At 39.8% G+C, this 25,060-nt stretch carries 21 protein-coding genes and 1 riboswitch; of the genes, 13 read left to right on the top strand and 8 right to left on the bottom strand.

Annotated elements, in window-relative coordinates; translation table 11 throughout:
• On the bottom strand, positions 1–1,230 hold the full coding sequence (gene trpB, locus ACT53H_RS15725; protein WP_002116129.1) for a tryptophan synthase subunit beta: 1,230 nt from the start codon (positions 1,228–1,230) through the stop codon (positions 1–3).
• The gene (locus ACT53H_RS15720) at positions 1,205–1,873 is read right to left on the bottom strand and encodes a phosphoribosylanthranilate isomerase (protein ID WP_476009628.1); all 669 of its coding nucleotides are present in this window, start codon (positions 1,871–1,873) and stop codon (positions 1,205–1,207) included. Before ACT53H_RS15720 ends, trpB begins: the two co-directional genes overlap by 26 nt.
• A gap of 126 nt (positions 1,874–1,999) precedes the next feature.
• Positions 2,000–2,206, top strand: a riboswitch (cobalamin riboswitch).
• A gap of 24 nt (positions 2,207–2,230) precedes the next feature.
• On the opposite strand from ACT53H_RS15720, the gene ACT53H_RS15715 reads away from it, so the two are divergent.
• From ACT53H_RS15715 to ACT53H_RS15705, 3 genes are all read left to right on the top strand, one after another.
• Positions 2,231–4,081 (top strand): TonB-dependent receptor plug domain-containing protein, encoded by a 1,851-nt coding sequence (locus ACT53H_RS15715; protein ID WP_262446262.1) that lies wholly within the window; start codon positions 2,231–2,233, stop codon positions 4,079–4,081.
• Between the two features lie 96 nt (positions 4,082–4,177).
• Positions 4,178–4,756 carry a cob(I)yrinic acid a,c-diamide adenosyltransferase gene (locus ACT53H_RS15710; protein ID WP_174739537.1) on the top strand — a complete coding sequence of 193 codons (579 nt, stop codon included), beginning with the start codon at positions 4,178–4,180 and terminating at the stop codon, positions 4,754–4,756.
• Positions 4,757–4,830: 74 nt separating this feature from the next.
• Positions 4,831–5,544: a glycerophosphodiester phosphodiesterase gene (locus tag ACT53H_RS15705; RefSeq protein WP_476009627.1), complete on the top strand. Its 714-nt coding sequence runs from the start codon at positions 4,831–4,833 to the stop codon at positions 5,542–5,544.
• Positions 5,545–5,571: 27 nt separating this feature from the next.
• Here ACT53H_RS15705 and ACT53H_RS15700 read toward each other — a convergent pair whose 3' ends face one another.
• Entirely contained in the window at positions 5,572–6,105 is a 534-nt protein-coding gene (locus ACT53H_RS15700) for an META domain-containing protein (RefSeq protein WP_440202843.1), read from the bottom strand.
• A 208-nt stretch (positions 6,106–6,313) separates the two neighbouring features.
• On the opposite strand from ACT53H_RS15700, the gene ACT53H_RS15695 reads away from it, so the two are divergent.
• From ACT53H_RS15695 to ACT53H_RS15685, 3 genes are all read left to right on the top strand, one after another.
• Positions 6,314–7,486: an acyl-CoA desaturase gene (locus ACT53H_RS15695; RefSeq protein WP_004789144.1), complete on the top strand. Its 1,173-nt coding sequence runs from the start codon at positions 6,314–6,316 to the stop codon at positions 7,484–7,486.
• A 99-nt stretch (positions 7,487–7,585) separates the two neighbouring features.
• Positions 7,586–9,028, top strand: a complete 1,443-nt coding sequence (locus ACT53H_RS15690; RefSeq protein ID WP_476009626.1) for a protein adenylyltransferase SelO — start codon at positions 7,586–7,588, stop codon at positions 9,026–9,028.
• Positions 9,029–9,104: 76 nt separating this feature from the next.
• Positions 9,105–9,686, top strand: coding sequence for a L,D-transpeptidase family protein (locus ACT53H_RS15685; protein ID WP_476009625.1), 582 nt, complete (start codon positions 9,105–9,107; stop codon positions 9,684–9,686).
• A 71-nt stretch (positions 9,687–9,757) separates the two neighbouring features.
• Here ACT53H_RS15685 and ACT53H_RS15680 read toward each other — a convergent pair whose 3' ends face one another.
• Both ACT53H_RS15680 and baeS read right to left on the bottom strand, forming a co-directional pair.
• Positions 9,758–10,444, bottom strand: coding sequence for a response regulator (locus ACT53H_RS15680; protein WP_003655179.1), 687 nt, complete (start codon positions 10,442–10,444; stop codon positions 9,758–9,760).
• 21 nt (positions 10,445–10,465) lie between these two features.
• Positions 10,466–12,124 (bottom strand): sensor histidine kinase efflux regulator BaeS, encoded by a 1,659-nt coding sequence (gene baeS, locus ACT53H_RS15675; protein ID WP_049838143.1) that lies wholly within the window; start codon positions 12,122–12,124, stop codon positions 10,466–10,468.
• A 131-nt stretch (positions 12,125–12,255) separates the two neighbouring features.
• Between baeS and ACT53H_RS15670 the strand changes: the two genes are divergently transcribed.
• From ACT53H_RS15670 to ACT53H_RS15655, 4 genes are all read left to right on the top strand, one after another.
• On the top strand, positions 12,256–12,633 hold the full coding sequence (locus tag ACT53H_RS15670) for a hypothetical protein (protein WP_005309618.1): 378 nt from the start codon (positions 12,256–12,258) through the stop codon (positions 12,631–12,633).
• 289 nt (positions 12,634–12,922) lie between these two features.
• Positions 12,923–14,725: an acyl-CoA dehydrogenase C-terminal domain-containing protein gene (locus tag ACT53H_RS15665; RefSeq protein WP_004789135.1), complete on the top strand. Its 1,803-nt coding sequence runs from the start codon at positions 12,923–12,925 to the stop codon at positions 14,723–14,725.
• A gap of 167 nt (positions 14,726–14,892) precedes the next feature.
• A complete protein-coding gene (locus ACT53H_RS15660) occupies positions 14,893–16,674 on the top strand; it encodes an acyl-CoA dehydrogenase C-terminal domain-containing protein (protein WP_004789132.1) in 1,782 nt (593 codons plus the stop codon).
• Between the two features lie 122 nt (positions 16,675–16,796).
• Entirely contained in the window at positions 16,797–17,279 is a 483-nt protein-coding gene (locus ACT53H_RS15655) for a phosphate-starvation-inducible protein PsiE (protein ID WP_013196854.1), read from the top strand.
• A gap of 48 nt (positions 17,280–17,327) precedes the next feature.
• Here the strand turns inward: ACT53H_RS15655 and ACT53H_RS15650 are convergent, their stop codons facing one another.
• Complete coding sequence (locus ACT53H_RS15650; RefSeq protein WP_174758810.1) at positions 17,328–17,711, bottom strand: RcnB family protein; 384 nt, start codon at positions 17,709–17,711, stop codon at positions 17,328–17,330.
• Positions 17,712–17,875: 164 nt separating this feature from the next.
• On the opposite strand from ACT53H_RS15650, the gene ACT53H_RS15645 reads away from it, so the two are divergent.
• Entirely contained in the window at positions 17,876–18,322 is a 447-nt protein-coding gene (locus ACT53H_RS15645) for a hypothetical protein (protein WP_004789125.1), read from the top strand.
• Between the two features lie 248 nt (positions 18,323–18,570).
• On the opposite strand, the gene ACT53H_RS15640 is transcribed toward ACT53H_RS15645, so the two are convergent.
• Both ACT53H_RS15640 and znuD read right to left on the bottom strand, forming a co-directional pair.
• Positions 18,571–20,034 carry a phospholipase D family protein gene (locus ACT53H_RS15640; RefSeq protein ID WP_476009624.1) on the bottom strand — a complete coding sequence of 488 codons (1,464 nt, stop codon included), beginning with the start codon at positions 20,032–20,034 and terminating at the stop codon, positions 18,571–18,573.
• A 75-nt stretch (positions 20,035–20,109) separates the two neighbouring features.
• Complete coding sequence (znuD, locus tag ACT53H_RS15635) at positions 20,110–22,185, bottom strand: zinc piracy TonB-dependent receptor ZnuD (RefSeq protein ID WP_476009623.1); 2,076 nt, start codon at positions 22,183–22,185, stop codon at positions 20,110–20,112.
• Positions 22,186–22,322: 137 nt separating this feature from the next.
• On the opposite strand from znuD, the gene ACT53H_RS15630 reads away from it, so the two are divergent.
• Together ACT53H_RS15630 and aspS are read left to right on the top strand one after the other, a co-directional pair.
• Positions 22,323–23,087 (top strand): DUF4184 family protein, encoded by a 765-nt coding sequence (locus ACT53H_RS15630; protein WP_476009622.1) that lies wholly within the window; start codon positions 22,323–22,325, stop codon positions 23,085–23,087.
• A 170-nt stretch (positions 23,088–23,257) separates the two neighbouring features.
• Complete coding sequence (gene aspS, locus ACT53H_RS15625) at positions 23,258–25,042, top strand: aspartate--tRNA ligase (protein WP_004789117.1); 1,785 nt, start codon at positions 23,258–23,260, stop codon at positions 25,040–25,042.
• Positions 25,043–25,060: the final 18 nt, after the last annotated feature.

Here is a 25,060-nt window from a genome sequence, read left to right as displayed (position 1 = left end):
TTACATCTCGACCATTTCTACGCCATCAATGCGTGCAACAGTCATTAAATCTTTATCACCACGGCCTGAAACAGTCGCAATAATAATCTGATCTTTAGACATTGTTGGCGCAAGCTTAGAGACATAAGCCATCGCATGTGAGCTTTCAAGTGCAGGAATAATCCCTTCGATTTTGGTTAAATCACGGAAACCTTGCAAAGCTTCTGTATCATTAATCGGCACGTATTCTACGCGCTTCATATCTTTCAAGAAGCTATGTTCAGGACCAACACCCGGATAGTCAAGACCCGCCGAGATACTATGTGTCTCAATAATCTGACCTTGTTCATCACTCATCAAGTAAGTACGGTTACCGTGTAATACACCCACATGGCCTGCATTTAACGGCGCAGAATGCTTACCAGTTTCAATACCAAAACCAGCAGCTTCAACACCATACATTTTCACATTGGCATCATTTAAGAATGGATAGAACAAGCCCATTGCATTTGAACCACCACCTACACAAGCAACTAATGCATCTGGTAAGCGACCTGCTTGCTCCAAGATCTGCTTGCGTGCTTCACGGCCAATAATCGACTGGAAGTCACGAACGAGTTGAGGATATGGATGTGGACCTGCAACTGTACCAATGACATAGTACGTCGTATCAACATTAGTTACCCAGTCACGCATCGCTTCGTTCATGGCATCTTTCAATGTTTTAGAACCACTTTGCACAGGTACAACTGTTGCACCCAACAAACGCATACGGTAAACGTTCATGGCTTGACGCTTAACGTCTTCGGCACCCATATAAACAACACATTCAAGGCCCAAACGTGCTGCAATTGTTGCAGTTGCTACACCATGCTGCCCTGCACCAGTCTCAGCAATAATACGTTTTTTACCAGAAAGCTTTGCCAATAACGCCTGACCAATCGTGTTATTTACCTTGTGTGAGCCTGTATGGTTTAAGTCTTCACGTTTAAGATAAATTTGCGCACCACCTAACTCTTTTGACCATCGCTCAGCATAATAAAGTGGACTAGGACGACCTACATAGTAGGCTAGATCGCGGTCGAATTCTGCCAGAAACTGTTCATCATTTTTCATGCGAGAATAGAGATTTTCTAAATCTTCTAATGCCGCCATGAGTGTTTCTGACACAAAACGTCCGCCATGGATACCGAAATGCCCTGCAGCATCTGGGTACTGTGTATAGTCAATCACATTGTTTTGCTGATCCACGTTGGACTCCTTGCATAAATCGTTCAATGAGTTGTTGGTCTTTTATACCTTTTGCGGACTCTACGCCTCCGCTCACATCTACTGCAAAAGCACCGGTAGTATGAATAGCGTCAATGACATTGTCAGGGGTTAAACCACCTGCCAAGATTAAAGGAATATCAAGTTTTGGAAATTTAGACCAGTCAAACTGATGCCCTGTGCCCCCTTTAAGCTCAGGATGCCACGCATCAAGCAATACAGCACTGGCACCAGCCGCTTGATATTTTTGAATTTCAGCAACTACATCTAAATCAGGTTTAACCTGAATCGCTTTATACCAGCGACGCTTACAATGGCGAGCTATTTCCTGACATTGTTCAGGAGTTTCATCGCCATGTAGTTGTAATACATCTAGGGGAACACAATCAAGTACATCGTGAATTTCAGTAGCACTTGCATTAACAAACAAACCAACCATTTGTACATAAGGTGGAATTACTTTTGCTAATTCTTGAACCTGCGCAACTGTTACGTGTCTTGGACTTGGCGGAAAAAAAACAAAACCTATCGCATCTGCTCCAGCAGCAACAACTGCCTGAACATCTTCAAAGCGAGTAATTCCACAGATTTTTGCTCGTGTACGTTTTTGGTTTGATGGGCTCATGATCTGCCTAAACTACAACCATTTCTTAAAATAAACGCCATTGTAATGCAATTTTTGCCCCTTGCGTAAAAGTTCTCTGGGAATTGGGCTAAATGACATTGTATGAAATAAATCGTCACTTTATACTGCGTAAAATTGGAAGCAAGTGTAAGCAATTAATGCTTTAGGGAAGCTGGTGAAAGTCCGGCACTGCCCCCGCAACGGTAACAATGTAAAGCATATTTTTTAAGTCGATATCGACTTACACCACTGCAGTAATGTGGGAAGGTGAATATGTCCATAACATAAATATGGCGCTGAAGTCCGGAGACCTACTTGTTTCATCTATCTACCCGATCATTCACGTGGGGTGAATGTATGGAGCATGTTATGTCTAAGTCTTTTCAACCTACTCGTCTGGTAGGGGCTATCGCTATTGCGATGGGGTTTTCACCTGTTATTTTTGCTGAAGATACCACGAACGCAACTCAGCTTGATCCAATTGTAGTCACTGCTTCAAAAAGTGCTGAAAAAGCCAGTGAAGTTCCAGCGCGTATTTCAGTGATTGATGAAAAAACGATTGAGAAGAATCCATTATTAAACGTTTCAGATATTATTCAACGCGATCCTTCTGTTTATATAAAACAAAGCGGTGGTCTAGGTCAGATTTCTGAAATTTCACTTCGTGGCACTAAATCAGTTCATACATTAGTTCTTAAAGATGGTGCTCGCTTAAATAGTCAAAATGAGCTTGGCCCATTATATCCAGCGTTTTTAGATACTACAGATGTTCAACAAATTGAAATTCTAAAAGGCCCTGCATCAGTTCAATATGGTAGTGATGCTATTGGTGGTGTCGTCCAGTTAATTTCTAAAAAACCAGAGAAAACAGGTGCTGAGTTAACGGGCATTTATGGTGAAAATAATACCTATAAGGCTATTGTTAATGCCAATCTCGTGACTGACCAAGGGTTCTATGCACAAGTAGGTGGGCAACGCTTAGAAAGTGATGGGACACGTATTTTTGAAAGCCAGCCAGAAAATGAAAAAGCCGGTTATGATCAAAAAGGCTATCACGCTAAAATAGGCTTCTTCCAAGAAAATTTAATAGATGCTTCTGCTTCAATTAGTGAAAATAAAGGCACGAATGTTTTTAGTAATGACTACATAACCAATACAGCACAACGTCAATTTGAAAATCGAGTTATCAACACAAAAGTTGCTTATAATATTTTGCCTGATTTAATCATTAATGCACACTATGCAAATGTTCAGGATAAACAAAATGTTCCTGCTTATGGTTCATATTACAATACTGAAAATAATGAAAGTGATTTAAATCTGAAATGGAAATTCACTCCGAACCAAAATATTTTAGTTGGTGCCACCTATAACGATGCAAATTATAAAAGCAATACCATCTTAAATTCAGATAAAAGTGTAAATAGCACAGGTTATTATCTACAGCATCAACTCAAAAATGATCTTTTTGATACGCAAGTTGGTGTTCGTTTAGAAGATAATCAACGCTTTGGTACCCATACTGTTGGCCAAGGTGCTATTCGCTATCACTTCCTACCAAATGCTAGCGTATATGCAAATATCGGTAGTGCTTTCAGAGCTCCAACCTTAAATGAACTTTATTCACAATGGGGAGGAAATGAGAACTTAGCGCCAGAAGAAAGTACTTCTTATGAAATGGGTATGAACTATGATCTTACGTCAAATGTGAGTACTAATTTTTCTGTTTATCATACAAAAATTAAAGATCTTATCGCCTACAATGCGGGTACTAATACAAATATAGCCAAAGCAAACTTTACAGGTGGTGAAGCTGGAATAAAGTGGCAACAGAATGATCTATTCTTGTCTACTGAATATGCTTACGTAAAAACAGAAAATGAAAAAGATAATACAGAAATTGCTTACCGTCCTCGCCAGACAATCACTGTAAGTACAGGTTTAGAAAATGCAATTTATGGAATCAGTGCCTCTTTAATTGCAAGATCTAAATCTTATGCAGACTCAGCAAACTCTATGCGAGTACCGGGTTATGCAACTGTAGACTTAAATGCTTATTGGAATATTATTCCTAACGTAAAAGTATTTACCAATATTCAAAACGTAGGTGATGTTCAATATCGTGAAGTATTAAATACGTATCCTTCAAATGATTGGTATGTTAATACAGGCCGCCAAGCTTCTGTTGGGGTCACTTTCCGTTATTAATATCTCACTCCAACTATAAAGATATTTTCTTAACTCCAGTTTCGGGGTAATGTTCTGACCGACATTATCCCCTTTTTTATGTTCAGGATATCCATCATGGGACACCGTTTAAGCAAAATCTATACACGCACAGGCGACTCAGGCACAACAGGTTTAGGCGATGGCTCTCGTGTTGCTAAAGATGATTTACGAATTGCAGCACTTGGTGATGTCGATGAACTCAATGCCATTATTGGGGTACTTCGTGCTCAAATCACAGCGAGTCAAGTGACCAACAAAGCGGATTGGGATAAAAGTCTCAGCCTTGTTCAACACTGGCTTTTCGATTTAGGTGGAGAGGTTTGTATTCCAAACTACAATTTACTTGAACCTGTTTGTATTGAATTTCTTGAAAAAGAAATTGACCGTATGAATGAAGACTTACCAATGCTTAAAGAGTTTATTCTTCCATCAGGCTCTTTAACTTGTAGTTATGCCCATCAAGCCCGTGCCGTTTGTCGCCGCGCAGAACGATCTCTCCTGTCGGTACAAACACGTGATCAAAACATTCAAGCCACGGCGCTCCAGCTTTTAAACCGCCTGTCTGACTGGTTGTTTGTTGCATCTCGTGCTTTACAACGGGCTGAAGGTGGACAAGAAGTGCTTTGGCAAAAAAATATTAATGAGATTATTTAAAAATAGATTAGATTAAACATGGTCTCTGCTCTTTTTAAAGAGACCATAGTCAAAATATTTCATAGAAGAAAATTATGCGCATTATTGGTCATCGTGGTGCACGCAAAGAAGCTCCTGAAAATACACTAGGCGGTTTTCAGCACATAAAAAATTTAGGTATTCGTGGTGTCGAATTTGATATTCGTCAACTTCAAGATCAAGAGTTGGTCGTAATCCATGATGATAATTTTTTACGTACAGCTGGAGTCAACCAAATTGTTGAGCAATCCACTTTGGCTCAAGCACTGTCATTTGATCATCGTCAAAACTGGCCTGACTGGCCAAATTCAGAGCCAACACCCACTCTCACAGGCGTTTTAAACCTGCTTGATAACTTCGATCATATTGAAGTGGAAGTGAAAGCTGTAAGAGACATGGTTTTAGCAGAAAAAATTGTTCAAAAGCTTGAGACTGAATTACAAGGTTTTGAGAAAGTCGTCACCATCACAAGTTTTGATCTTCAGATTCTAACTGCCTTACGCGATATAAACTCTCAATTCAAACGTGGATTGTTAGTCGAACTTCCAGTTGGAGCAACAGCAATTGAACTCGCACATCAATATGGTTGTTGTCATATTGGCTGGCACGATCAACTCGCAACAGATGAAATGATTCGGCTTTCACAACAGGCCAACTTAAATATTAGTGTCTGGACAGTGAATGATGTCGAAAGAGCAAAAAGGCTTAGGGATTTAGATGTACAAGGGCTAATTACAGATATTCCAACCACGATGTTACAAGCACTATAAATATAAAAAAGGTGGTAAAACCACCTTTTATTTCTTTTGTGCCTGAATAAGGCGTTGTCCACTCTGATCAAGCAGATATAACGTATTACCTACGAGCTGGAAGCGTTGAATACGTTGCAAAGCATCTACCAGTTCTGCCTCTTGAGCCAAAGCTCCATCACAGCTTAAATGTCCTGCATTTACCTGCATGTCAAGTTTTTGCTGACTAAAATCAAATGTATAACGACCAAAAACTGCGTTACATCCAGTATGGCCTGATACTGTTTTGATAGCAGAATTTAAAGAGAGAGTTGGCCACTGTGTAAAGAATTTTGCCTTATGGCCACTGATCTGAGTAATCTGCCAATCAATATCTTGAATGCCATCAGGGCTCACTCTCTTTTTTACAACAGGCGATTGAACATGATGAACTGTTTTTTTTGTTTGAACTTTTTTTGTACTTTGATCGGGTGCACTTTGACATGCGGCTAATACAAGACTGATTGTGACCAAGATACACTTCAATGATAATTTCCTTGCAATATCAATGCTGTTCTTTTTTTTCAATCGTTGTACGTTCATTAAACAACTTCTCCTACTTGAAAAACTCTGTGACATAGTTTAATTCTGTTACCGTTCTTTCAATACATCTGTACAATAATGCTAGTGATTCTCACTAAGCACGTGCTAATATGAAGGATAGAATAGCAATATATCTTGATGATTGGTTTTGCTATGTCGTTTTGTCTTTGTACCTTGTCTGACAAGGATTCTAGGAGCGCTGCCGGATATGACTTCCGCCCCACTCAAAGCCCCAATTAACTGGACCGCTAGCATTACCTTAATTGGTTTACCAATTCTTGCCGCAATCATAATCCCGATTTACGCGTATTATTATGATTTTAGTGTAAGCGCATGGGTAAGCTTATTTTTTCTTTTAGCTCTAAGTAGTATGGGGATTACTGCTGGTTATCACCGCCTGTGGGCTCACCGAGCTTATGAAGCGTCGTTACCGCTTAAAATTCTTTTAATGATCGGTGGAACTTTTGCCGTACAAAACAGTATTCTGTTTTGGGCATCTGGTCACCGTACTCACCACAGACATGTTGATCATGTCGATGAAGATCCATATTCAATTGAGCGTGGTTTTTGGTATGCCCATATGGGTTGGATGATCCGCGATCATTCGCCATCTGAGCCCGACTTTAAAAATGCACCTGACTTGCTCAATGATAAATTGGTTATGTTCCAGCATAAATACTACGGTTTACTCGTAGTTGCAGTTCATGTTGGAATTTTAGGTTTAATTGGTTGGGCAACTGGCGATTTATGGGGTGTAGTCCTCATAGGTGGTCTCTTACGCTTAATCATTAGCCATCAAGTAACTTTCTTTATTAACTCACTTTGTCATATGTTCGGTAAACGTCCTTATACAGACGAAAACTCGGCACGTGATAATTTCTGGTTAGCTATCGCCACTTGGGGCGAGGGTTACCACAACTATCACCATATCTTCCAATACGATTATCGTAACGGTGTGAAATGGTGGCAATATGACCCAACAAAATGGTTGATTTGGTCTTGTTCTAAACTTGGTTTAGCTAAAAATTTACGTCGTATTCCAAGCTTTAATATTAAAAAAGCAGAACTGGCGATGAAGTTTAAATATGCCGAGCAAGATCTTGCTATCTATGGTCATGATGTAAATGCTGACATTAGTCAAATGAAACAACGTATTGCACAAGAATACGAAGCATTTACCCATACTTTAAATGATTGGGCAAAACTTAAAGAACAAGAGTTACAAGCGAAAAAAGCAGCAATGGCTGAAAAGATTCATAGAATGGATCACAAGCTTAAAGTTGATTTTCAGTTGCTTGAACACCGCTTAAGTCATCACCGTGAATGCTTAGAAACACTCATGCGTAGTGTTAAAAAGAATACCAACGTGGTGTCAGACTAAAATAAATTCTGATCAAAAATAGCTCTTTCGGGAGCTATTTTTATGCCTGCTTTTTAACTATGGTATAGTGAAATCCGCTTTCTCTATTTTGCCAAGCCCATGCAATTTAATCCGCTCTACCCTTCACTTCCTTCTAAATTATTTCATGTTCAGCAACCATCTCCTTTACGTGGTGCAAAAGCAGGTCATTTTAACAGTGCTTTGGCTAATGAACTTCAATGGTCAGAAGACGATAAAAATGCATGGGTTGAAATCTGTAGCGGACAGCGTACTTTCACTGAATTTCCTTCTGTGGCGATGGTCTATGCTGGCCACCAATTTGGACAATGGGCAGGACAACTCGGTGATGGTCGTGGCTTACTGATTGCGCAAATACTCAATACAAAGGGTCAAACCATTGACCTACATCTCAAAGGTGCAGGCCCTACCCCTTATTCAAGAATGGGAGATGGACGTGCAGTGCTGCGTTCCGTTGTCCGGGAATATTTAGCTGGGCATGCTTTAAATGCTTTAGGCGTCGCTTCTAGTCACGCGGTAGGTTTTACGACCTCTACTCAAGGGGTACAGCGCGAAAAACTAGAGTTAGGCGCAATGCTGCTCAGAACATCTGAATGTCATATCCGTTTAGGACATTTCGAATGGATTAATCAATACGCTCCAGAGTTGCTGCCAGAATTCACTCAAAAATGTATTGAATGGCATTATCCTGAGTGTCTAGAAACTGAGAATCCTATTTTATCCTTTGCCAAAAAGGTAATTGAACGGACTGCAATCATGATTGCGAAATGGCAATTGGTTGGGTTTGCTCATGGCGTGATGAATACCGATAACTTAAATATTACAGGTTCAACACTCGATTTTGGTCCATATGGTTTTATGGAACGCTTCCGCCCGAACTGGATCAATAACCACTCAGATTACCAAGGTCGTTATACTTATCAAAATCAGCCAAGCATAGGCCATTGGAATTTATGGACGTGGTTAAACAACTTGATTCCACTTGCTGAACCTGAACAAAAGGATCAGTTCAAAGAAGAGTTAGCGCGTTGCTTAGAACAATTTGAACCGACTTTTATTGAACATTACACAACTGGTTTATGTCAAAAAATGGGACTTCCCCATTTTCATAAAGACAGTCTTGATTGTAGTTTTAGTTTTTTAAAAATCTTACAAACTGAACAACTCGATTACACTCAGAGCTTTATCCGACTTCAAAATAAAGAATATAAAACTCTACGAGATGATTGCCTTGATATTCGACAGTTTGATGAGTTTCTTAGCCAATATCAAAGTATTCGTGAACATCAAGATACTGCTGAACTTGATGCAAACATGCAGCAAGCAAATCCGATTTATATTTTACGGAATCACATGGCTCAACGTGCTATTGAAGCAGCAGAACGAGATGATTTTAGCGAAGTAGACCGTTTGTTTAAGCTGCTTGACCAGCCATATACAAGACAACCAGAGCTCGAACAGCCACAAGATTTAGGCCCATTACCAAGTGACGTACCAGACGTAGCTGTCAGCTGTTCTTCTTAATACTTTAAAAACTAAAACTCTCTTAAACCACTTTAGGAGTGGCTTAAGAGAGTTTTTAAGCATCAAAGAATAATATATGAAAATTAGACCTATCATTATTTGTACACTTCTTATAATTCCACTCGGAATCGCTTTTTATAAATATGAAAAATATTTACCGACTTTTACATCATCCCATAAAGCTCTTTCACGCGAAGAGATTTCGGATCTAATCAAGACCAAGCCCATCACCTCAATTGAAGTGTTTAAAAGTCAACGCGTACTTCTGCTCAAGAGTAATCAGGATGTGATTCGTCGTTATCCTATCCGTTTAGGCTTTAACCCTGAAGGACACAAAAATTTTGAAAATGACGGTAAAACGCCTGAAGGGGTCTATTCTATAGATTGGCGCAATCTACAAAGTGCTTTCTATAAATCATTGCATATTTCCTATCCCGATACGAAAGATGTTGCTTATGCCAAGCAACATAATCAACCAACAGGTGGAGATATCATGATTCATGGATCAGTTCCAAAATCCTTTTTGTCTATGCCTTTTAGCTCGACTTATATGCCACATAAGGATTGGACATTAGGATGTATTGCGGTTAGAAATGCAGATATAGATGAGATTTGGCAATTGGTACCCAATCACACGAAGATTATTATTTATCCATAAAATCTTTAAAACTATCCACATTTTCTGTGGATAACATTGTGGTTATCCACAGAATAACTTTCGTGAGTGTTTTACTCTTCAGGATATTCGAAGCGGTAACCTACACCATAAACAGCTTGAATCCATTCATGACGGTTACCAGTTTCAGCCGCTTCACTAATTTTTCGGCGCAAGTTTTTGATATGACTGTCAATTACACGGTCGGCAACGTCAAAACTATCTGGATTAATATGATCTAATAATTGTGCACGTGAATATACTTGCCCTACATGCTCTAAAAATAGCTCAAGTAAGCGAAATTCGGTTGGCGTTAAGCTCAATGATTTTTGTTGATACCAAATTCTTTGCTGAGCTTTATCAATTCTGAAAGAATCATTTTGTTCAGGTTCTGCTTTACGCTCTAAACGGCGTAAAACTGCCTGTACACGAGCAACAAGTTCTTTTGGGCTAAACGGTTTACATACGTAATCATCAGCGCCCATATTCAGACCTAATACACGGTCAATTTCCTCAGTACGAGCCGTCACCATAATAATCGGCAAATCTGATTGTTCACGAACTTTACGGCAAATGGTCAAACCATCCATTCGTGGAACCATTAAGTCCAGAACCATTAAATTAGGTTTACGTTGTTGGAAACTCGCATAGGCATCTTGACCATCATGAAACATACTTACTTCAAAACCGGCAGCTTCAAGATAATCACGCACTAAATGCGCTAATTCGACTTCATCTTCAACCAACATCACATGTTTCATGAGATATTTTTCCTTTTATATTTAACTCTGCTTTTTAAAAGTGAGCACACAACGTAAACCACCTAACGGTGAATGTTCAAAACTGAGTGTACCACCAAGCGCCTGCGCAATTTTACAAGACAAAGCCAAGCCTAGCCCTGTTCCACCTGTACTACGCGTACGCGAATCATCTACGCGATAGAAACGTTCACCTAAACGAGATAACTGCTCATCGTTTAAACCAAATGGGCTGTCATCGACATACAAAGTCCACTCCTGCGGAGTTTGAGCTGTATGAATATGGATTTTGCCACCTGTTTCTGTGTAACGAATACTATTACTAATTAAATTAACAATAATCTGTTTAAAACGATCACGGTCTAATAATAGCGGAGAACTTGTTCCTTCAACCTGAATTTCGAGACCAGCCTGCTCAAGTTTAGGTTTAAAGTTTTCTACTTCCTGTAATACCACTTCCCATGGATTAACAGAACTTAAATAACACTTAAGCTGCTGGGCATCTGCCTGTGCCAAGTCTGCAAGATCTTGGGTCAATTTTTTCAAGCTTGAAACCTGACGCATCATCGCATCTAAATGCTCAGGGGTTGCTTTTCGAATCCCGTCTTGCATCGCTTCAATTTGTGCTTGTAATACAGCCAGCGGCGTTTTTAACTCATGAGAAGTATCTGCCACCCATTGACGTCGCGACTCTTCATGCTGATGTAAAATTTCTGCTAAATGGTTCAATTGGGTTGATAAATCGCCCAACTCATCATTTCGTTTAATAACAACTTGATGCTGATAGTTTCCTTTCGTTAATTCATTGGTTGCATTTAATAAACGCTGAATCGGCTTTTTAAAATAAGTCGCCATCAAAAGCGCTGCAACTAAACTTGAAAGTAAGGTTAAAGCATAAATTAAGAGTAGATAGCGCTTTTGATTACTAAAGAAATTAATACTCAAAGCATCTTCTTTATCTAAAACAGGTTTTAAACCTAAATATCCTACAACTTGATTGTTTAAGATAATCGGGCGAAATGACATCTGATCTGAAGAAGGCGGTTCACCTACAACAAACTGGTGCCGTGCATCATATAAAGATAAACGGGAACTCAACCCCAAACGGTCGGGCAAAGCAATAAAACGCTTTTTACCATTTTGAGTTTCAATATCTTTTAAGCTCCCTTTCTTAGACTTATTTTTATCATCACTTGGGCGAAATTGGTTTGCGCTTAAGGGGAATCTTAATCCTTCAAAGGGTTGATATTGAGAAGGTAAATTTTGCTCAAGCGTTCTTAACTCTTCATCGCTAAAAATAGTATTTTTATTTGTCGGTGCAACTTGCGGCGAAATATTAATAAGAGCATGTTCATCGAAAGAATGCTGTTGTATGGCAATGTCATATTGACGACGAAGCCACCACTGCGAGAGACGATCGTAGTCATCAGGAGCCGCGGTTCCTTCGATTTGTAAAATCTGTGCCTGAATCGCATTACCCCAATCATGGTACACCGTATAGACATCACCCAGATTGGTTATAAGGCGGTCGAGCTTCTGCATTTCAACGTCAGCCACGTATTTGGCAAAGTTCTTTTGCATTGTCCAGTGCAAAACGCTCAAGCTTGCAGTCGCAATAAGCAATGTGGTGAGCAAGACTGTCAAAAACAACCGTAATGCAATGGGAACACGTAGAACGTTCAAAAGCACTCTCTCATTTTTACCCTATATTTGCATTGTAACCAACAACGAAAAGAAAAACTCTCCATTGTTTCTACATCTTTATTATCTAATCTTTAAGCCATCAGTAAACACAACATTAAAAGGCTTTAAATATGAAAATGACGGCAAAAATTGCATTATTCAGTGCGGCAATTGTAACAATGGGAAGTTTAGCGGCGTGTCAATCGACGACTCAACCGCCAAAGCCAGAGCGTGGCATGATGCAAGATGGCCCACGTGAAGGCCACCACCGTATGAAACATCGTGAGTTCACACCAGAGCAAAAAGCAGCATGGGAACAACACCGTGCAGAACGTCAAGCTCGCTTTGAACAAATCCAAAAAGCATGTGATGGTAAGGCCAACGGACAAGCAGTAAATGTTCAAGTTGGAGATAAGACACTTGAAGGTACTTGTAACCTTCGTTTTGAACCAAAGCGCCCTCAACCACCAGTTAACGCCCCTGCTCCTGCATCAGCTCAAGCAAAATAATTCTAAAAATCATAAAACAAAAGGCGCCTATAGGCGCCTTTTGTTTATACATAACTGTTTACGATTTTGACTATTTGTATCATATAAACATAACCAAAAGTGTTCACACTCAAAGCACTTAGCTAGTTTAAGCATTTTTTTCTTGACTTTGCAGTCACAAAGTAAAGGTCCTGAGGTGCTTGTGCAGTTATGCAAGTTGTTGCACGATGTAATAGTCCAAGGTGCCTCATGGCACATTCTCATAGATTAAGATTATAACTCTGGTTTCACCAGTATTGAGGAACCCGATATGCCACAATACAAAGCGCCCTTACGTGATATGCAATTCGTTTTGCATGAATTATTAAATGCTGAAGAACACTATGCAAAATTACCTGATTTCCAAGGTAACGTAAGCCGTGAATTGGTTGATCAATATTTAGAAGCTGCGGCAGACTTTTGTGAAAATGAACTTTCTCCTTTAAACCAAGTTGGCGACCGTGAAGGTTGTACTTGGAATGATGGCGTAGTTACCACTCCAACAGGCTTTAAAGAAGCTTATCAAAAATATATTGAACTTGGCTTCCCGTCTTTATCAGCAGAAGAACAATACGGTGGTCAGGCTTTACCTAACTCTTTAGGTATTGCAATTTCTGAAATGGTTGGTACAGCAAACTGGTCTTGGGGTATGTACCCTGGCTTGTCTCACGGAGCTGTACGTACATTAGAACATCATGGTTCTGATGAACAAAAAAATACTTATTTACCAAACCTTGTTTCAGGTGTTTGGACAGGTACGATGTGCTTAACTGAATCTCATGCAGGTTCTGACTTAGGTATTATCCGTTCTAAAGCAGAACCAAATGCTGACGGTAGCTATGCAATTTCTGGCGAGAAAATCTTTATCTCTGCTGGTGAACATGACATGGCTGAGAACATCATTCATATCGTTCTTGCTCGTTTACCAGGTGCGCCGAAAGGTACCAAAGGTATCTCATTATTTATCGTTCCTAAATTCCATGTAAATGCAGATGGTACTGTAGGCGAGCGTAATGCAGTTCGTTGTGGTTCTATCGAGCACAAAATGGGTATTCATGGTAACGCGACTTGTGTCATTAACTTTGACCAAGCTAAAGGTTACTTGATCGGACCTGAAAACCGTGGTTTGAACTGTATGTTCACCTTCATGAACACAGCACGTATTGGTACGGCTGTTCAAGGTTTAGCAGCATCTGAATCATCTTTCCAAGGTGCGTTAACTTACGCAAAAGAACGTTTAGCAATGCGTTCGCTTTCTGGTCCTAAAGCTCCAGAAAAAGATGCTGACCCAATTATCGTTCACCCTGCTGTTCGTAACATGCTTTTAACACAAAAAGCATTTGCTGAAGGCGGTCGTGCACTTGTTTACTTACTTGCTCAATATGCTGACATCGTTGAAAAAGGTGAAACAGAAGAAGAGCGCAAGTTTGCTGACAACATCTTGTCTTTATTGACTCCAATTGCAAAAGCATTCTTAACTGAAACAGGTTCTGAGTCTGCTAAGCATGGTGTTCAAGTCTTCGGTGGTCATGGCTTTATTTCTGAGCATGGCATGGAGCAAATCGTACGTGATACACGTATTTCATGTTTGTATGAAGGTACAACTGAAATTCAAGCACTTGATTTGTTAGGCCGTAAAGTATTGCAAACTCAAGGCGCAATGCTAAAAGACTTTACCAAAATTGTTCACAAATTTGTTGAAGCAAATAAAGATAACGCTGCCATGAAAGAATTTGTTGAGCCGCTTGCAGCTCTTAACAAAGAATGGGGCGATCTCACTATGCAAATTGGTATGCGCGCAATGCAAAACCCAGATGAAGTAGGCGCTGCTGCTGTAGATTACCTCTACTTCTCAGGTTATATCACTTTAGCGTATCTATGGGCTCGTATGGCACTTGTTGCACAAGAGAAATTAGCAGAAGGTACTACCGATGTTGATTTCTATAACGCGAAAGTTACAACTGCTCGCTTCTACTTCAAGAAAATCTTGCCACGTGTTCGCTCACATGTTGATGTGATTGCAGGTGGTCTAGATCCATTGATGTCATTAGACGCTGAACATTTCGCTTTCTAACCATAGTTGGTTGCGATATGCAATGTTAAAAAACAAAAAAGGACTGCTCAGTTTTGACGGTCCTTTTTTTATAAAATCAATGATAAATTTACACTTTAAATTCCATATCCATTTCGTTTTACAGGATATCTAGCACAGGCCAATGTGCACAAAAAAGGTGAACGATTATGCCAATTTACAATGCTCCTTTAGCTGATATGAAATTCATCTTAAATGATGTATTTAAAGCAGAACAATTTTGGCAGTCTAATGAGAAACTCGCTCATGTAGATGCTGCAACAGCTGAAGCAATTTTAGAAGAAATGGCTAAATTTGCTCAGAACGTGACTCATCCATTAAACCGTACCGGTGATGAAGAAGGCGCTCGCTATGAAAACGGCGAGGTGTTCACACCAGCTGGTTTTAAAGATGCATTCCGTCAATATGCAGAAGGTGGTTGGATTGGCTTAGGTGCCGATGAAGAATGGGGCGGTCAAGGCATGCCAAAAATGCTCACCGTTCTTTCTGATGAAATGTTATTTGCAACTAACCCATCATTTATGCTCTACCCGCTTCTTTCTGTGGGTGCAGGCATGGCTTTAAACAGCTATGCATCTCAAGAACAAAAAGAAACTTACTTACCAAAGATTTATTCAGGTGAATGGTCGGGCACGATGTGCTTAACCGAGCCACATGCAGGTACTGACTTAGGTATTATTAAAACCAAAGCAGAACCTAATGAAGATGGTACTTATAACATCACAGGTACTAAAATCTTTATCACTGGCGGTGACAACGATTTAGCAGAAAACATTATTCATTTAGTACTTGCTAAAACGCCAGATGCTCCTGCTGGTTCACGCGGTATTTCTTTGTTCATCGTGCCAAAGTATTTGGTAAACGAAGATGGTTCATTAGGTGAACGTAACCTCGTTGGCCCAGGTTCTATCGAACACAAAATGGGGATTAAAGCGTCCGCAACTTGTGTGATGAACTTTGATGCAGCAAAAGGTTACCTTGTTGGTAAAGAAAACGAAGGTCTTGCTGCCATGTTTGTCATGATGAACTACGAACGTTTATCAATGGGTATCCAAGGTTTAGGCGCATCTGAATTTGCTTATCAAAATGCAGCGCAATATGCAACTGACCGCTTACAAGGTCGTAGTGCAGCTGGTGTTCAATCACCAAATAAACCTGCTGACAGCATTTTAGTCCATGGTGATGTTCGTCGTATGTTGTTGAACGTACGTGCAAACAATGAAGCATCACGTGCTTTTGCAGTCTATGTTGGTCAACAGCTCGATATCACTAAATTCTCAACTGATGCTGAAGCTGTGAAAAAAGCCAATAATCGCGTTGCGCTTTTAACACCAATTGCTAAAGCTTACCTCACAGATACCGCATTCCAAGCAACTTTAGATGCTCAGATGGTGTTCGGTGGTCACGGTTATATCCGTGAATGGGGTATGGAACAATGTATTCGTGATCTTCGTATTGCTCAAATCTACGAAGGAACGAATGGCGTTCAGTCTCAAGATTTAATTGGTCGTAAAACCATTAAATGTGGCGGTGCATTCATTGCGGAATACATCACTGAGATTCGTGACTTTGCAAATGACTTAGACACCGATTTGAACTTCATTAAAGATGCAACTTTAGATGCTGCAACTGAAATAGAAGCAATCACTCAGTTTATTATTGAACAAGCTGCTGAAAACGTAGACTTCCCGAATGCTGCTGCTGTTGATTATCTACATGCAGTTGGCTTACTCAGCTTCGCTTATATGTTTGCAAAAATTGCGGCAGCAGCAAAAGATAAGTCTGGTGACTTCTATCAAAACAAACTTGCTTTAGCTCAATACTTTGCTGATCGTATCTTGCCGGATATTGATGCACGTATTGCTAAAATTAAAGCGGGTTCTGACTTAATTATGGGCTTCAGTGAAGACTACTTTACGAACCAAGCTTAATTAAGTTCTTTATGAAAAAGCGTCTGAATATTCAGGCGCTTTTTTATTTTGTATTTACTATTTCCATTGGCATGAAATTTGTTTAATTTCTAAAAATTAAGAAACAAACAAAAGATCTTACGATGCCTGATCCTAAAAAATACGAGCGAATACTTGACCGTTTTGGTCATTACGCCGTAGAAGCCTTCCACTATTTAGCCCTGTTTATTATTGGATGTATGGTGGCTTGGTCCGCAGCCAATACTGTTTTTGAAATTTTAACAGTCAAAAAGTATGCTTCAATTGATGATATTTTATTATTATTTATATACTTAGAACTTGGGGCGATGGTTGGAATTTACTTTAAAACCAATCATATGCCTGTACGCTTTCTTATTTATGTTGCGATTACAGCCTTAACCCGCCTACTCATTTCCGATATCCAACATGACCATAAAGCGGATATGGACCAAGTCATTATTACGGGCTCGATTCTTATTTTAGCTCTTTCTATCTTGGTTGTTCGTTTTGCATCTTGGAATTATCCGTCAGTGATGAGAGAGAAACATGCAAAAACACCAACGCCTTTAAAGCCCCCTCAGCCTCAAGATGATGAATTAGCATAAAAAAATGGCCTCAATATTGAGGCCATTTATATATTCTATATTTCAAAATTAACGGACACGATAAATTTGATGTTTTGAATCTACGAGTAAATATTGATTCGGTGTTTTAACCCAACGGTATCCACGTGGTGGCTCATACAAACGATGCGATCTCCAGTCTGAAACATAATAGCGACTATTGCGGTATTCTGCTGGAACACGATCACCACGTTTAAATGCTACATATCGACCATAGTGCTTACCGCGATCGGCATTTGACCACTGTGGAGCGCGATGATCATTTCGGTAGTCATGACGGTGGTCATCACGATGCTCATATCGATCATAGTTTTTACCATGATTATTGTCCCAACGATGACTTGTATCGGCCATCGCAGTAGCTGACATACCCAACATTAATGTTGAAAGTACAAGAACGATTGGCTTTTTCATGACCTATTTCCTTTTATCTTGATCTGAAGCTAGATTAAAAGAGAGTCAAGGAGAAACCATGAATAAAACAGCTTTGATTGATATTGTTTGTAATGACTATAAAGAAAATATGAAGAATCTGTATCTGTGCTACCATTACCATTTTTCAAACTAGGTCAATTGCTGTGTCTGAAATCAGTTTTGAACGTCTTCATCAATTTTTTTGCAAAGTTCCAACCGTACAAGAAGCCCGTATCATGGCTCATGGAGCAGACGGCGAACATGCTTGGTGGTTTAAGTTCAGTATTGATGTAGAACATCCGCTAGCATGGCAAACAGTTCAAGAATTAGGACATGTTTTAAACTATCTATCGACGAATGAACGTCTACCGACTTTATTCTTCCCTGTTTCTCCACCGCCATACATGAACGGTGAAGCGAAAGACTTTTTATCGTGGATTATTCAGTGTAACCATCCTGAATTTAACCCAGATGTAGTCTGTGACTGGCTTGAAGCTCGTTTACCAAATCCTGTAGATGATGAGTCGCAGTGGAAAATTAAGACTGATTTGAGTGAATTAGAAAAGTTAGATGATAAGACGTTGGATCAGTTGATTCCTCCAGCGCCTTAAAATATTCAAAGTTTTATTCTCTTTTTTAATTAGCACGACGGAGTCTTACCGCTTTAAGTTCTAGTTGTAGTAGCCAATTCGTTACTTTGGTTTCGCCCAAAGTAACCAAAAGCATTTGTCATCCACAAAACCTGTTCACTGTTTTCGCTTATCTAATTTTATTGCAAAAACAATTTAATCTCAGATTTTGGGCAGGTTGTGGATGACTCTAGGCACAAGCCATTTTTGGAAAACTCCAAAGATGGTCATTAGAAAGTCGACAAACCTGACCATTCCATAAAACGATAAATCCAATACTTCACTTTAGACTCATCAGCATACTTCGCGTAATCCACGCTCATCTGTCTACCTTGTAGGTTTGACCAAGAGGTATTGAAGTAATCTTGAGCATCTTTAAAGACTTGATCTTGAACTTTACCCACAACCAACATATCCGTTTCAAGGTTGTAATTTTTTAAATTACGGGCCGTAAAATTAGCAGATCCCACAATCAACTCAGCGTGTTGAGCATTATATTTCAAAATCATTTTGCTATGGTTCTGCTCACCATGTGTGTCACACCAACGAATTGGAATACCCGCTGCATGTAACTCTGAAGCTACCTGACGATTTGGAATACCATTTTTTTGTCGGCCAAAAGCATCTTTATTGGGGTCAAGTAAAACGCGAACTACAACTCCACGATCTTGAGCCTTTTTTAAAGCCTGAATAATCTTGCGTTCAGATAAATAGAACATACTTAAATCAAGATGCTCTTTAGGCTTAGCCGAGTTAATCAATTTTAATACAGATTGATAAATCGCCCCTTCAGTTAACACTTGAACTTGAGGTTTGGTTACGTCTTTTTCAAAGTCACCTAAAATGAGCGATGGAGAACTACTACCTGACATTCGCGCAACCGCGGCTTCAGATTGTAAAACATCTGCGGCTGTCGCTCCAGTTACAACTAATGCAACATTTGAGTGTCTAGAACTACCATCATGCGGATTTGCTGAAGTCACCAGTGACTTCCAACCAGTATCGGTATCGACGACTACAGTTTTACGGTGATTGGCCTTAAAGTTAAATAAGTTCAAATAACTGCGCAGTGTAATTTTTTCCTCACCGAATGGATTTGGCAACCAGCCTTTTTCAGGGTTATTTCCAACATTCTGACAGCAGATATACCATAAGCCTGACCAGAACGGATTAGAAGCACGTAAAGGAGCTAAATTGGTTTCAATCACATCAACACCCGCTTGACGTAACTGGCGGTAATGTTCAGGGCTTAAACCACCATATACTGAGTTAATTGGGTCAGTAATTAATACAATCTGGATTTGGCGATTCTGTCTTTTTTTACTTACTAATGCATCGGTTAACTCTTGCATTAATGGCCTTTGCTTCAGTTTTGAGTCACCCACTTCTGAATTAAACAAGAACATGTCAACCACAACTGTGGTTTTTGCCTCATCAATCATTTTCAAGATTTCATCAAAGATGTGCTGATCGACCTGCTGTTGTCCTTTTGCATCAAGGTAGGTTTTATCTGCTAAAAATTTGACATCAGCATGTCTAAGCTTGCCACTAAAGTTAATTCCTTGTGGCAATGGTTTTACCGTGTGATAAATTGCCGATGCAATATATGCAATAGCAACAACGCAAAGTAATATCGCCATATAACGATGCCCTGACCAATTTATTTTTTGATGAATTCGCTGAAAAATACGCATAAAAAAGACCTAACTTGATGGTTTCAAATTAGGTCTTTTGGATTGATTTTTCAAGTTTAGTTTCGTGTTAAAGCCTTAAAAACTAAAATCAACACCTACCGTAAAATTGCGTCCAACTTGTGGAATATTTGATAAGAAAGATGCATGTTGATAAACCGTGTCATCTAACAAGTTATTCGCTTTCATATAAACACGATAATCTGTTTTTGCACCATATTGCCCGGAATATGCCACCCCAAGATTGAGCATGTTATAGCCTTCAGTTTCGGTCTCGTAAGCTGCGATCTTGTCTTGGTTAAAGACATGATAATACTCGGCAGAACCACTAAAACCATCACCAAAATCTGCGTCAACTTTAGTACCTAAACGTCCTGCTGGAATACGCGGAGCATTACCTTCTGCATCAATTTTACCGCGCACATAATCACCAAAAGCACTGATCTTGTACATCGGGGTAATTTGATAACCAATTTCACCCTCTGCACCATAGAAGCGTGCTTTATCTTGAGTATATTGAACTAAACGGAAGTCTTTATAACGGTCAAGGGTTTGCGCATAGATGTAGTCATCAAACCAGTTATGGTAAACATGAAGATGGTAATCAAGTTTGTTATTATCAAAATGCAAACCTAACTCAACATTATTCGATTTTTCCTTACTGAGTTGATCATTTCCTAACTCATAAGTATTTGTCGCAAAGTGCCCACCATTGGCATATAACTCTTGAGCTAAAGGTAAACGTTCCTGATGTGAAGCGACAAAAGAAAGTTTGTAGTTCGGTGCAAACTCCCAATTCGCAGCACCTGCATAGGAAAATGCCGAGCCATCAAAATCTTGTTTAGAGTTATCATCTACATCAACTTCTTGCTGATCTGCTCGTGCAGAAAGCTCAAAATGTACGTCTTTCCATTGTTTATGTTCTAAAGCAAATACGCTCCACTTTTTGGTAGTAGTCGGTGCCATAAAGGCTTCTTCGCCAGTTAAATTCAGTTTTTGCTGTCCTAACTGTGCACCGATCACCCCCTCCCAACTTGCAATTAGGTTATGTACTAACTCAACACGCCCGTCATAGCCTTTATTTTGGAATCGGGTTGCAATTGCTCCCTCTTCGATTTCGTCATGTTGATAGTCGGTATAGCTCGCTTGTGCACGTAACTTTTGAAAGCCTGCAAACGGATCATTTAATTCAGTTTTAAAATCATAACGCTCAGATTTTAAGTCAATCCATGGACCGCCATGTTCGTGACCATGTTCTTCTTGTCCATGATCATGAGCTTCTTCACCATCTTCATGCTCATGGTCTCCACAATGCAAATGTGATGTACCTGTTAAATGAGCGCTACAACTTTCGTATTCATGACTATGCCCCGGTAGGCCATATTGATCACGACGGTTGCTATAAGAAATACCCGTATAACCACGGTCATAAATCCAAGACAATCCGACATTAACTGAATCGCCTTGAGCAAAAGTATTGTCTACACGGCGCTCTTTTTCACCTTCATGAATATAATTTGGCGCAATGTAGTTATTTGCATCACGTGTTAACCCCTCAACACGTAAAGCAACTTGGCTACCCAAGCCAACAGTTACTCCAGCGCTCGCCAGTTTTTCATCACTTCCAGTGTTATAACGTAAGCCAACTTGTCCTTCATAACCGTTTTCAGGCATTTGCGTAGGGATCTTGTTATCAATTACGTTGACTAAACCACCTACAGTTCCAGCACCAAACAGTAAAGTTGAAGGACCTCGAATCACTTCCACTTGCTTCGCAAGCACAGGATCTACAGTTACCGCATGGTCAGGAGACAAGGTCGAAACATCAATATTTTCTGATGAATTTTGGAGTACTTTAACGCGTGGTCCATCTTGCCCACGAATCACTGGTCGACTCGAACCAGCCCCAAACTGATTAGCGTAAATTCCTACTTCACTACTCAGCGCATCCCCAATGGTGGCGGCCCCTTGCGATAAATGCTTTTGATCAACAACAGTATCTGCCACAGCAAAATCTTGTGAAGTTTGCTCAAGTGGATGAGCCTTAATTCGGATAGTTTCTAGCTTTTCAACATTTTCACTTTCTGCTGCAAACGAAGGAACGGATATGACAGCTAAAATGGATATGGTCAAAATATTTTTATAAAACTGCATTGGATGTGTCCCGGATCACGATATGTTTTATTTTTGTTATATTATAACATTTCGTTTGTTTTGCAATAAAAAACATTTCTGATTAGATGATTCGTTAGACTGGTCAATTAAATGATGTGAGTAATTTTTGATTTCTAATGCCTTTTACCATCTCTCATGCCGTTATAGCTCCTCCCTTATCTAAGCTTAGCCAAAACACTTTACCGATTGCTGCGTTAGCCATTGGAAGTATGACACCCGATCTTTACCGCTTATTTACAGTTCAGTCCAGCATGCTGACGCACCAATGGAAAGGTCTGATTTATCCCAACCTTGCATTAGGCCTCATCTTTTGTGCAGTTTGGTATTTTCTTTATCGTCCAGTGGTGTACCGTTTTTTTGGTGTGCAACATGATCTTGGCCTCAGCTCTTTAAAACGTATTTTTATATTTTTTATTGGAGTTATATTTGCACTCATTGTCGGTATAGCAACTCATCTCATTTGGGATGGTTTAACACATTCAGACTTTCGAACTTTTGTATTTAAAGATGTTTTAGCGACAACTATTCATCTTTTTGGTCATCCCTACCCTTTGCATCGTCTTTTACAACTTGGCTCCTCTGCTCTTGCCTTACCTTTTCTTGGTTGGATGTGTATTCACTATTACCAGCGCTACAAACAACACTGGAAAGTAAATAAAAAAATTAAAATTTACGCGTGGTCTCTGCTTATTCTATCTACAGTCTTAGGTTTATTTTCATTTTGGGATTATGCACGTTACATACCCCATGAGGTTTGGCATGCCGATACCTATTATTTTACAGGCCGTTCTATCAACGAGTTTATGCAAGGTTGGTTAAGTACCTTTAGCTTAGGATGCTTATTATTCTTGTTTTTAGATCGACAACAAAGAATGGGATGAATCAGAAAATTTGCTGCCAAATTGCTCATTTTCAGGTTAATTTCCGCGGTTTTTTGATCTAGTTCTTGTGGCAAACCATGCAACAGGGCATAATCGAAAACTTATTTTTTTGACGGTGCGCGGTTTACGCATCCGTCTTTTCAGCCAATATAGTTTGGATATTTTTCATCATGATGCGAACTCATTACTGTGGCTCTTTAACTGAAGCCCAAATCGACCAAACCGTTACACTATGCGGTTGGGTACATCGTCGCCGTGACCATGGCGGTGTTATTTTCCTTGATATGCGTGACCGTGATGGCCTCGTTCAAGTGGTTATTGACCCAGATACTCCAGAAGCATTTGCAACTGCAGATAAAGCACGTTCTGAATATGTATTAAAAATTACAGGTCGTGTTCGTCGCCGTTATGAAGGTACTGAAAATGCCAACATGGTGAGTGGTCAAATTGAAGTTTTAGGTAAAGACATCGAAGTTCTTGCCGCTTCAGAAACACCTCCATTCCCTTTAAATGATGAAAATACCAATATTTCTGAAGAAATTCGTTTGAAATATCGTTTCTTAGATATTCGTCGTCCTGAAATGTTGGATCGTTTACGCTTCCGTTCTAAACTGACCAATCTTATTCGTAACTATTTCGAAGATAATGGTTTCTTAGACGTTGAAACACCTATTTTGACACGTGCAACTCCTGAAGGTGCGCGTGACTACTTAGTACCAAGTCGTGTACAAAATGGCAGTTTCTATGCACTTCCACAATCACCACAATTATTCAAACAATTGTTGATGGTGGGTGGTATTGATCGTTACTACCAAATCGCGAAATGTTTCCGCGACGAAGATTTACGTGCTGACCGTCAACCAGAATTTACTCAAATCGACGTTGAAACATCGTTCATGAGTGACGATGACATTATGGACTTGATGGAAGTCCTGACTGTGAAGATGTTCGATGAACTTCTTGGCGTTAAATTCGATAAATTCCAACGTATGACTTACGCAGATGCAATGCGTGACTATGCATCAGACAAACCTGATATGCGTATTCCGTTGAAACTCGTTGACGTTGCAGATTTAATGCAAGAAGTAGAGTTCAAAGTATTTGCTGGTCCTGCAAAAGATCCTAAAGGCCGTATTGTTGCTTTACGTGTTCCAGGTGCAGCATCATTGCCACGTAGTGCAATCGATGAATACACTAAATTCGTTGGCATCTATGGTGCAAAAGGTTTGGCTTACATCAAAGTTAATGAACTCGCTAAAGGAATTGAAGGTCTTCAATCTCCAATCGTGAAATTCATTGAACCGATCGTACTTGAATTGTTGGCACGTGTTGGTGCGCAAGATGGCGATATCGTATTCTTTGGTGCTGATAAAGCTAAAGTTGTAAATGATGCAATGGGCGCACTTCGTGTGAAGATCGGCCATGATTTGAATCTTGCAACTTGTGAGTGGGCTCCACTTTGGGTTGTTGATTTCCCAATGTTTGAAGAAACTGACGATGGCAAATGGACTTCTGTTCACCATCCATTCACTCTACCAAAATCAAGCGTAGAAGAAGTGAAGAGCAATCCAGGTGAAGCGCTTTCTGTTGCTTACGACATGGTATTGAACGGTACTGAAGTTGGTGGTGGTTCTCTACGTATTTATACATTAGAAATGCAAAAAGCGATTTTCGAAGCGCTTGGTATTTCTGATGAAGAAGCAGAAGAGAAATTCAGCTTCTTATTAAATGCACTTCGTTACGGTGCTCCTCCTCACGGTGGTTTGGCATTTGGTCTTGACCGTTTAGTGATGTTAATGACTGGCGCGACTTCTATTCGTGACGTTATTGCATTCCCTAAAACGAAGACTGCTGAATGTCCACTTACTCAAGCACCTGCTCCTGTTGAAGCAAATCAGCTTCGTGACTTGGGCATCCGCTTACGTGAGAAGCCAAAAGCTGAAGAATCTAAATAATTTTTAGATTTTCACATT

This window comes from Acinetobacter sp. DMC2 (assembly GCF_056314305.1).
Note: the sequence above shows the minus strand (reverse complement) of the source record. Positions and strands in the feature narration are given on the sequence as shown.

What these genes read in the sequence shown, in the direction of transcription:
- ACT53H_RS15660 (WP_004789132.1), top strand. Translation starts at nt 14,893, where the DNA reads ATGCCAATTTACAATGCTCCTTTAGCTGATATGAAATTCATCTTAAAT.
- ACT53H_RS15700 (WP_440202843.1), bottom strand. Translation starts at nt 6,105, where the DNA reads ATGAACGTACAACGATTGAAAAAAAAGAACAGCATTGATATTGCAAGG.
- znuD (WP_476009623.1), bottom strand. Translation starts at nt 22,185, where the DNA reads ATGCAGTTTTATAAAAATATTTTGACCATATCCATTTTAGCTGTCATA.
- ACT53H_RS15710 (WP_174739537.1), top strand. Translation starts at nt 4,178, where the DNA reads ATGGGACACCGTTTAAGCAAAATCTATACACGCACAGGCGACTCAGGC.
- ACT53H_RS15640 (WP_476009624.1), bottom strand. Translation starts at nt 20,034, where the DNA reads ATGCGTATTTTTCAGCGAATTCATCAAAAAATAAATTGGTCAGGGCAT.
- ACT53H_RS15685 (WP_476009625.1), top strand. Translation starts at nt 9,105, where the DNA reads ATGAAAATTAGACCTATCATTATTTGTACACTTCTTATAATTCCACTC.
- ACT53H_RS15630 (WP_476009622.1), top strand. Translation starts at nt 22,323, where the DNA reads ATGCCTTTTACCATCTCTCATGCCGTTATAGCTCCTCCCTTATCTAAG.
- ACT53H_RS15680 (WP_003655179.1), bottom strand. Translation starts at nt 10,444, where the DNA reads ATGAAACATGTGATGTTGGTTGAAGATGAAGTCGAATTAGCGCATTTA.
- ACT53H_RS15650 (WP_174758810.1), bottom strand. Translation starts at nt 17,711, where the DNA reads ATGAAAAAGCCAATCGTTCTTGTACTTTCAACATTAATGTTGGGTATG.
- ACT53H_RS15715 (WP_262446262.1), top strand. Translation starts at nt 2,231, where the DNA reads ATGGAGCATGTTATGTCTAAGTCTTTTCAACCTACTCGTCTGGTAGGG.
- ACT53H_RS15690 (WP_476009626.1), top strand. Translation starts at nt 7,586, where the DNA reads ATGCAATTTAATCCGCTCTACCCTTCACTTCCTTCTAAATTATTTCAT.
- ACT53H_RS15695 (WP_004789144.1), top strand. Translation starts at nt 6,314, where the DNA reads ATGACTTCCGCCCCACTCAAAGCCCCAATTAACTGGACCGCTAGCATT.
- ACT53H_RS15670 (WP_005309618.1), top strand. Translation starts at nt 12,256, where the DNA reads ATGAAAATGACGGCAAAAATTGCATTATTCAGTGCGGCAATTGTAACA.
- ACT53H_RS15665 (WP_004789135.1), top strand. Translation starts at nt 12,923, where the DNA reads ATGCCACAATACAAAGCGCCCTTACGTGATATGCAATTCGTTTTGCAT.
- ACT53H_RS15655 (WP_013196854.1), top strand. Translation starts at nt 16,797, where the DNA reads ATGCCTGATCCTAAAAAATACGAGCGAATACTTGACCGTTTTGGTCAT.
- ACT53H_RS15720 (WP_476009628.1), bottom strand. Translation starts at nt 1,873, where the DNA reads ATGAGCCCATCAAACCAAAAACGTACACGAGCAAAAATCTGTGGAATT.
- ACT53H_RS15705 (WP_476009627.1), top strand. Translation starts at nt 4,831, where the DNA reads ATGCGCATTATTGGTCATCGTGGTGCACGCAAAGAAGCTCCTGAAAAT.
- aspS (WP_004789117.1), top strand. Translation starts at nt 23,258, where the DNA reads ATGATGCGAACTCATTACTGTGGCTCTTTAACTGAAGCCCAAATCGAC.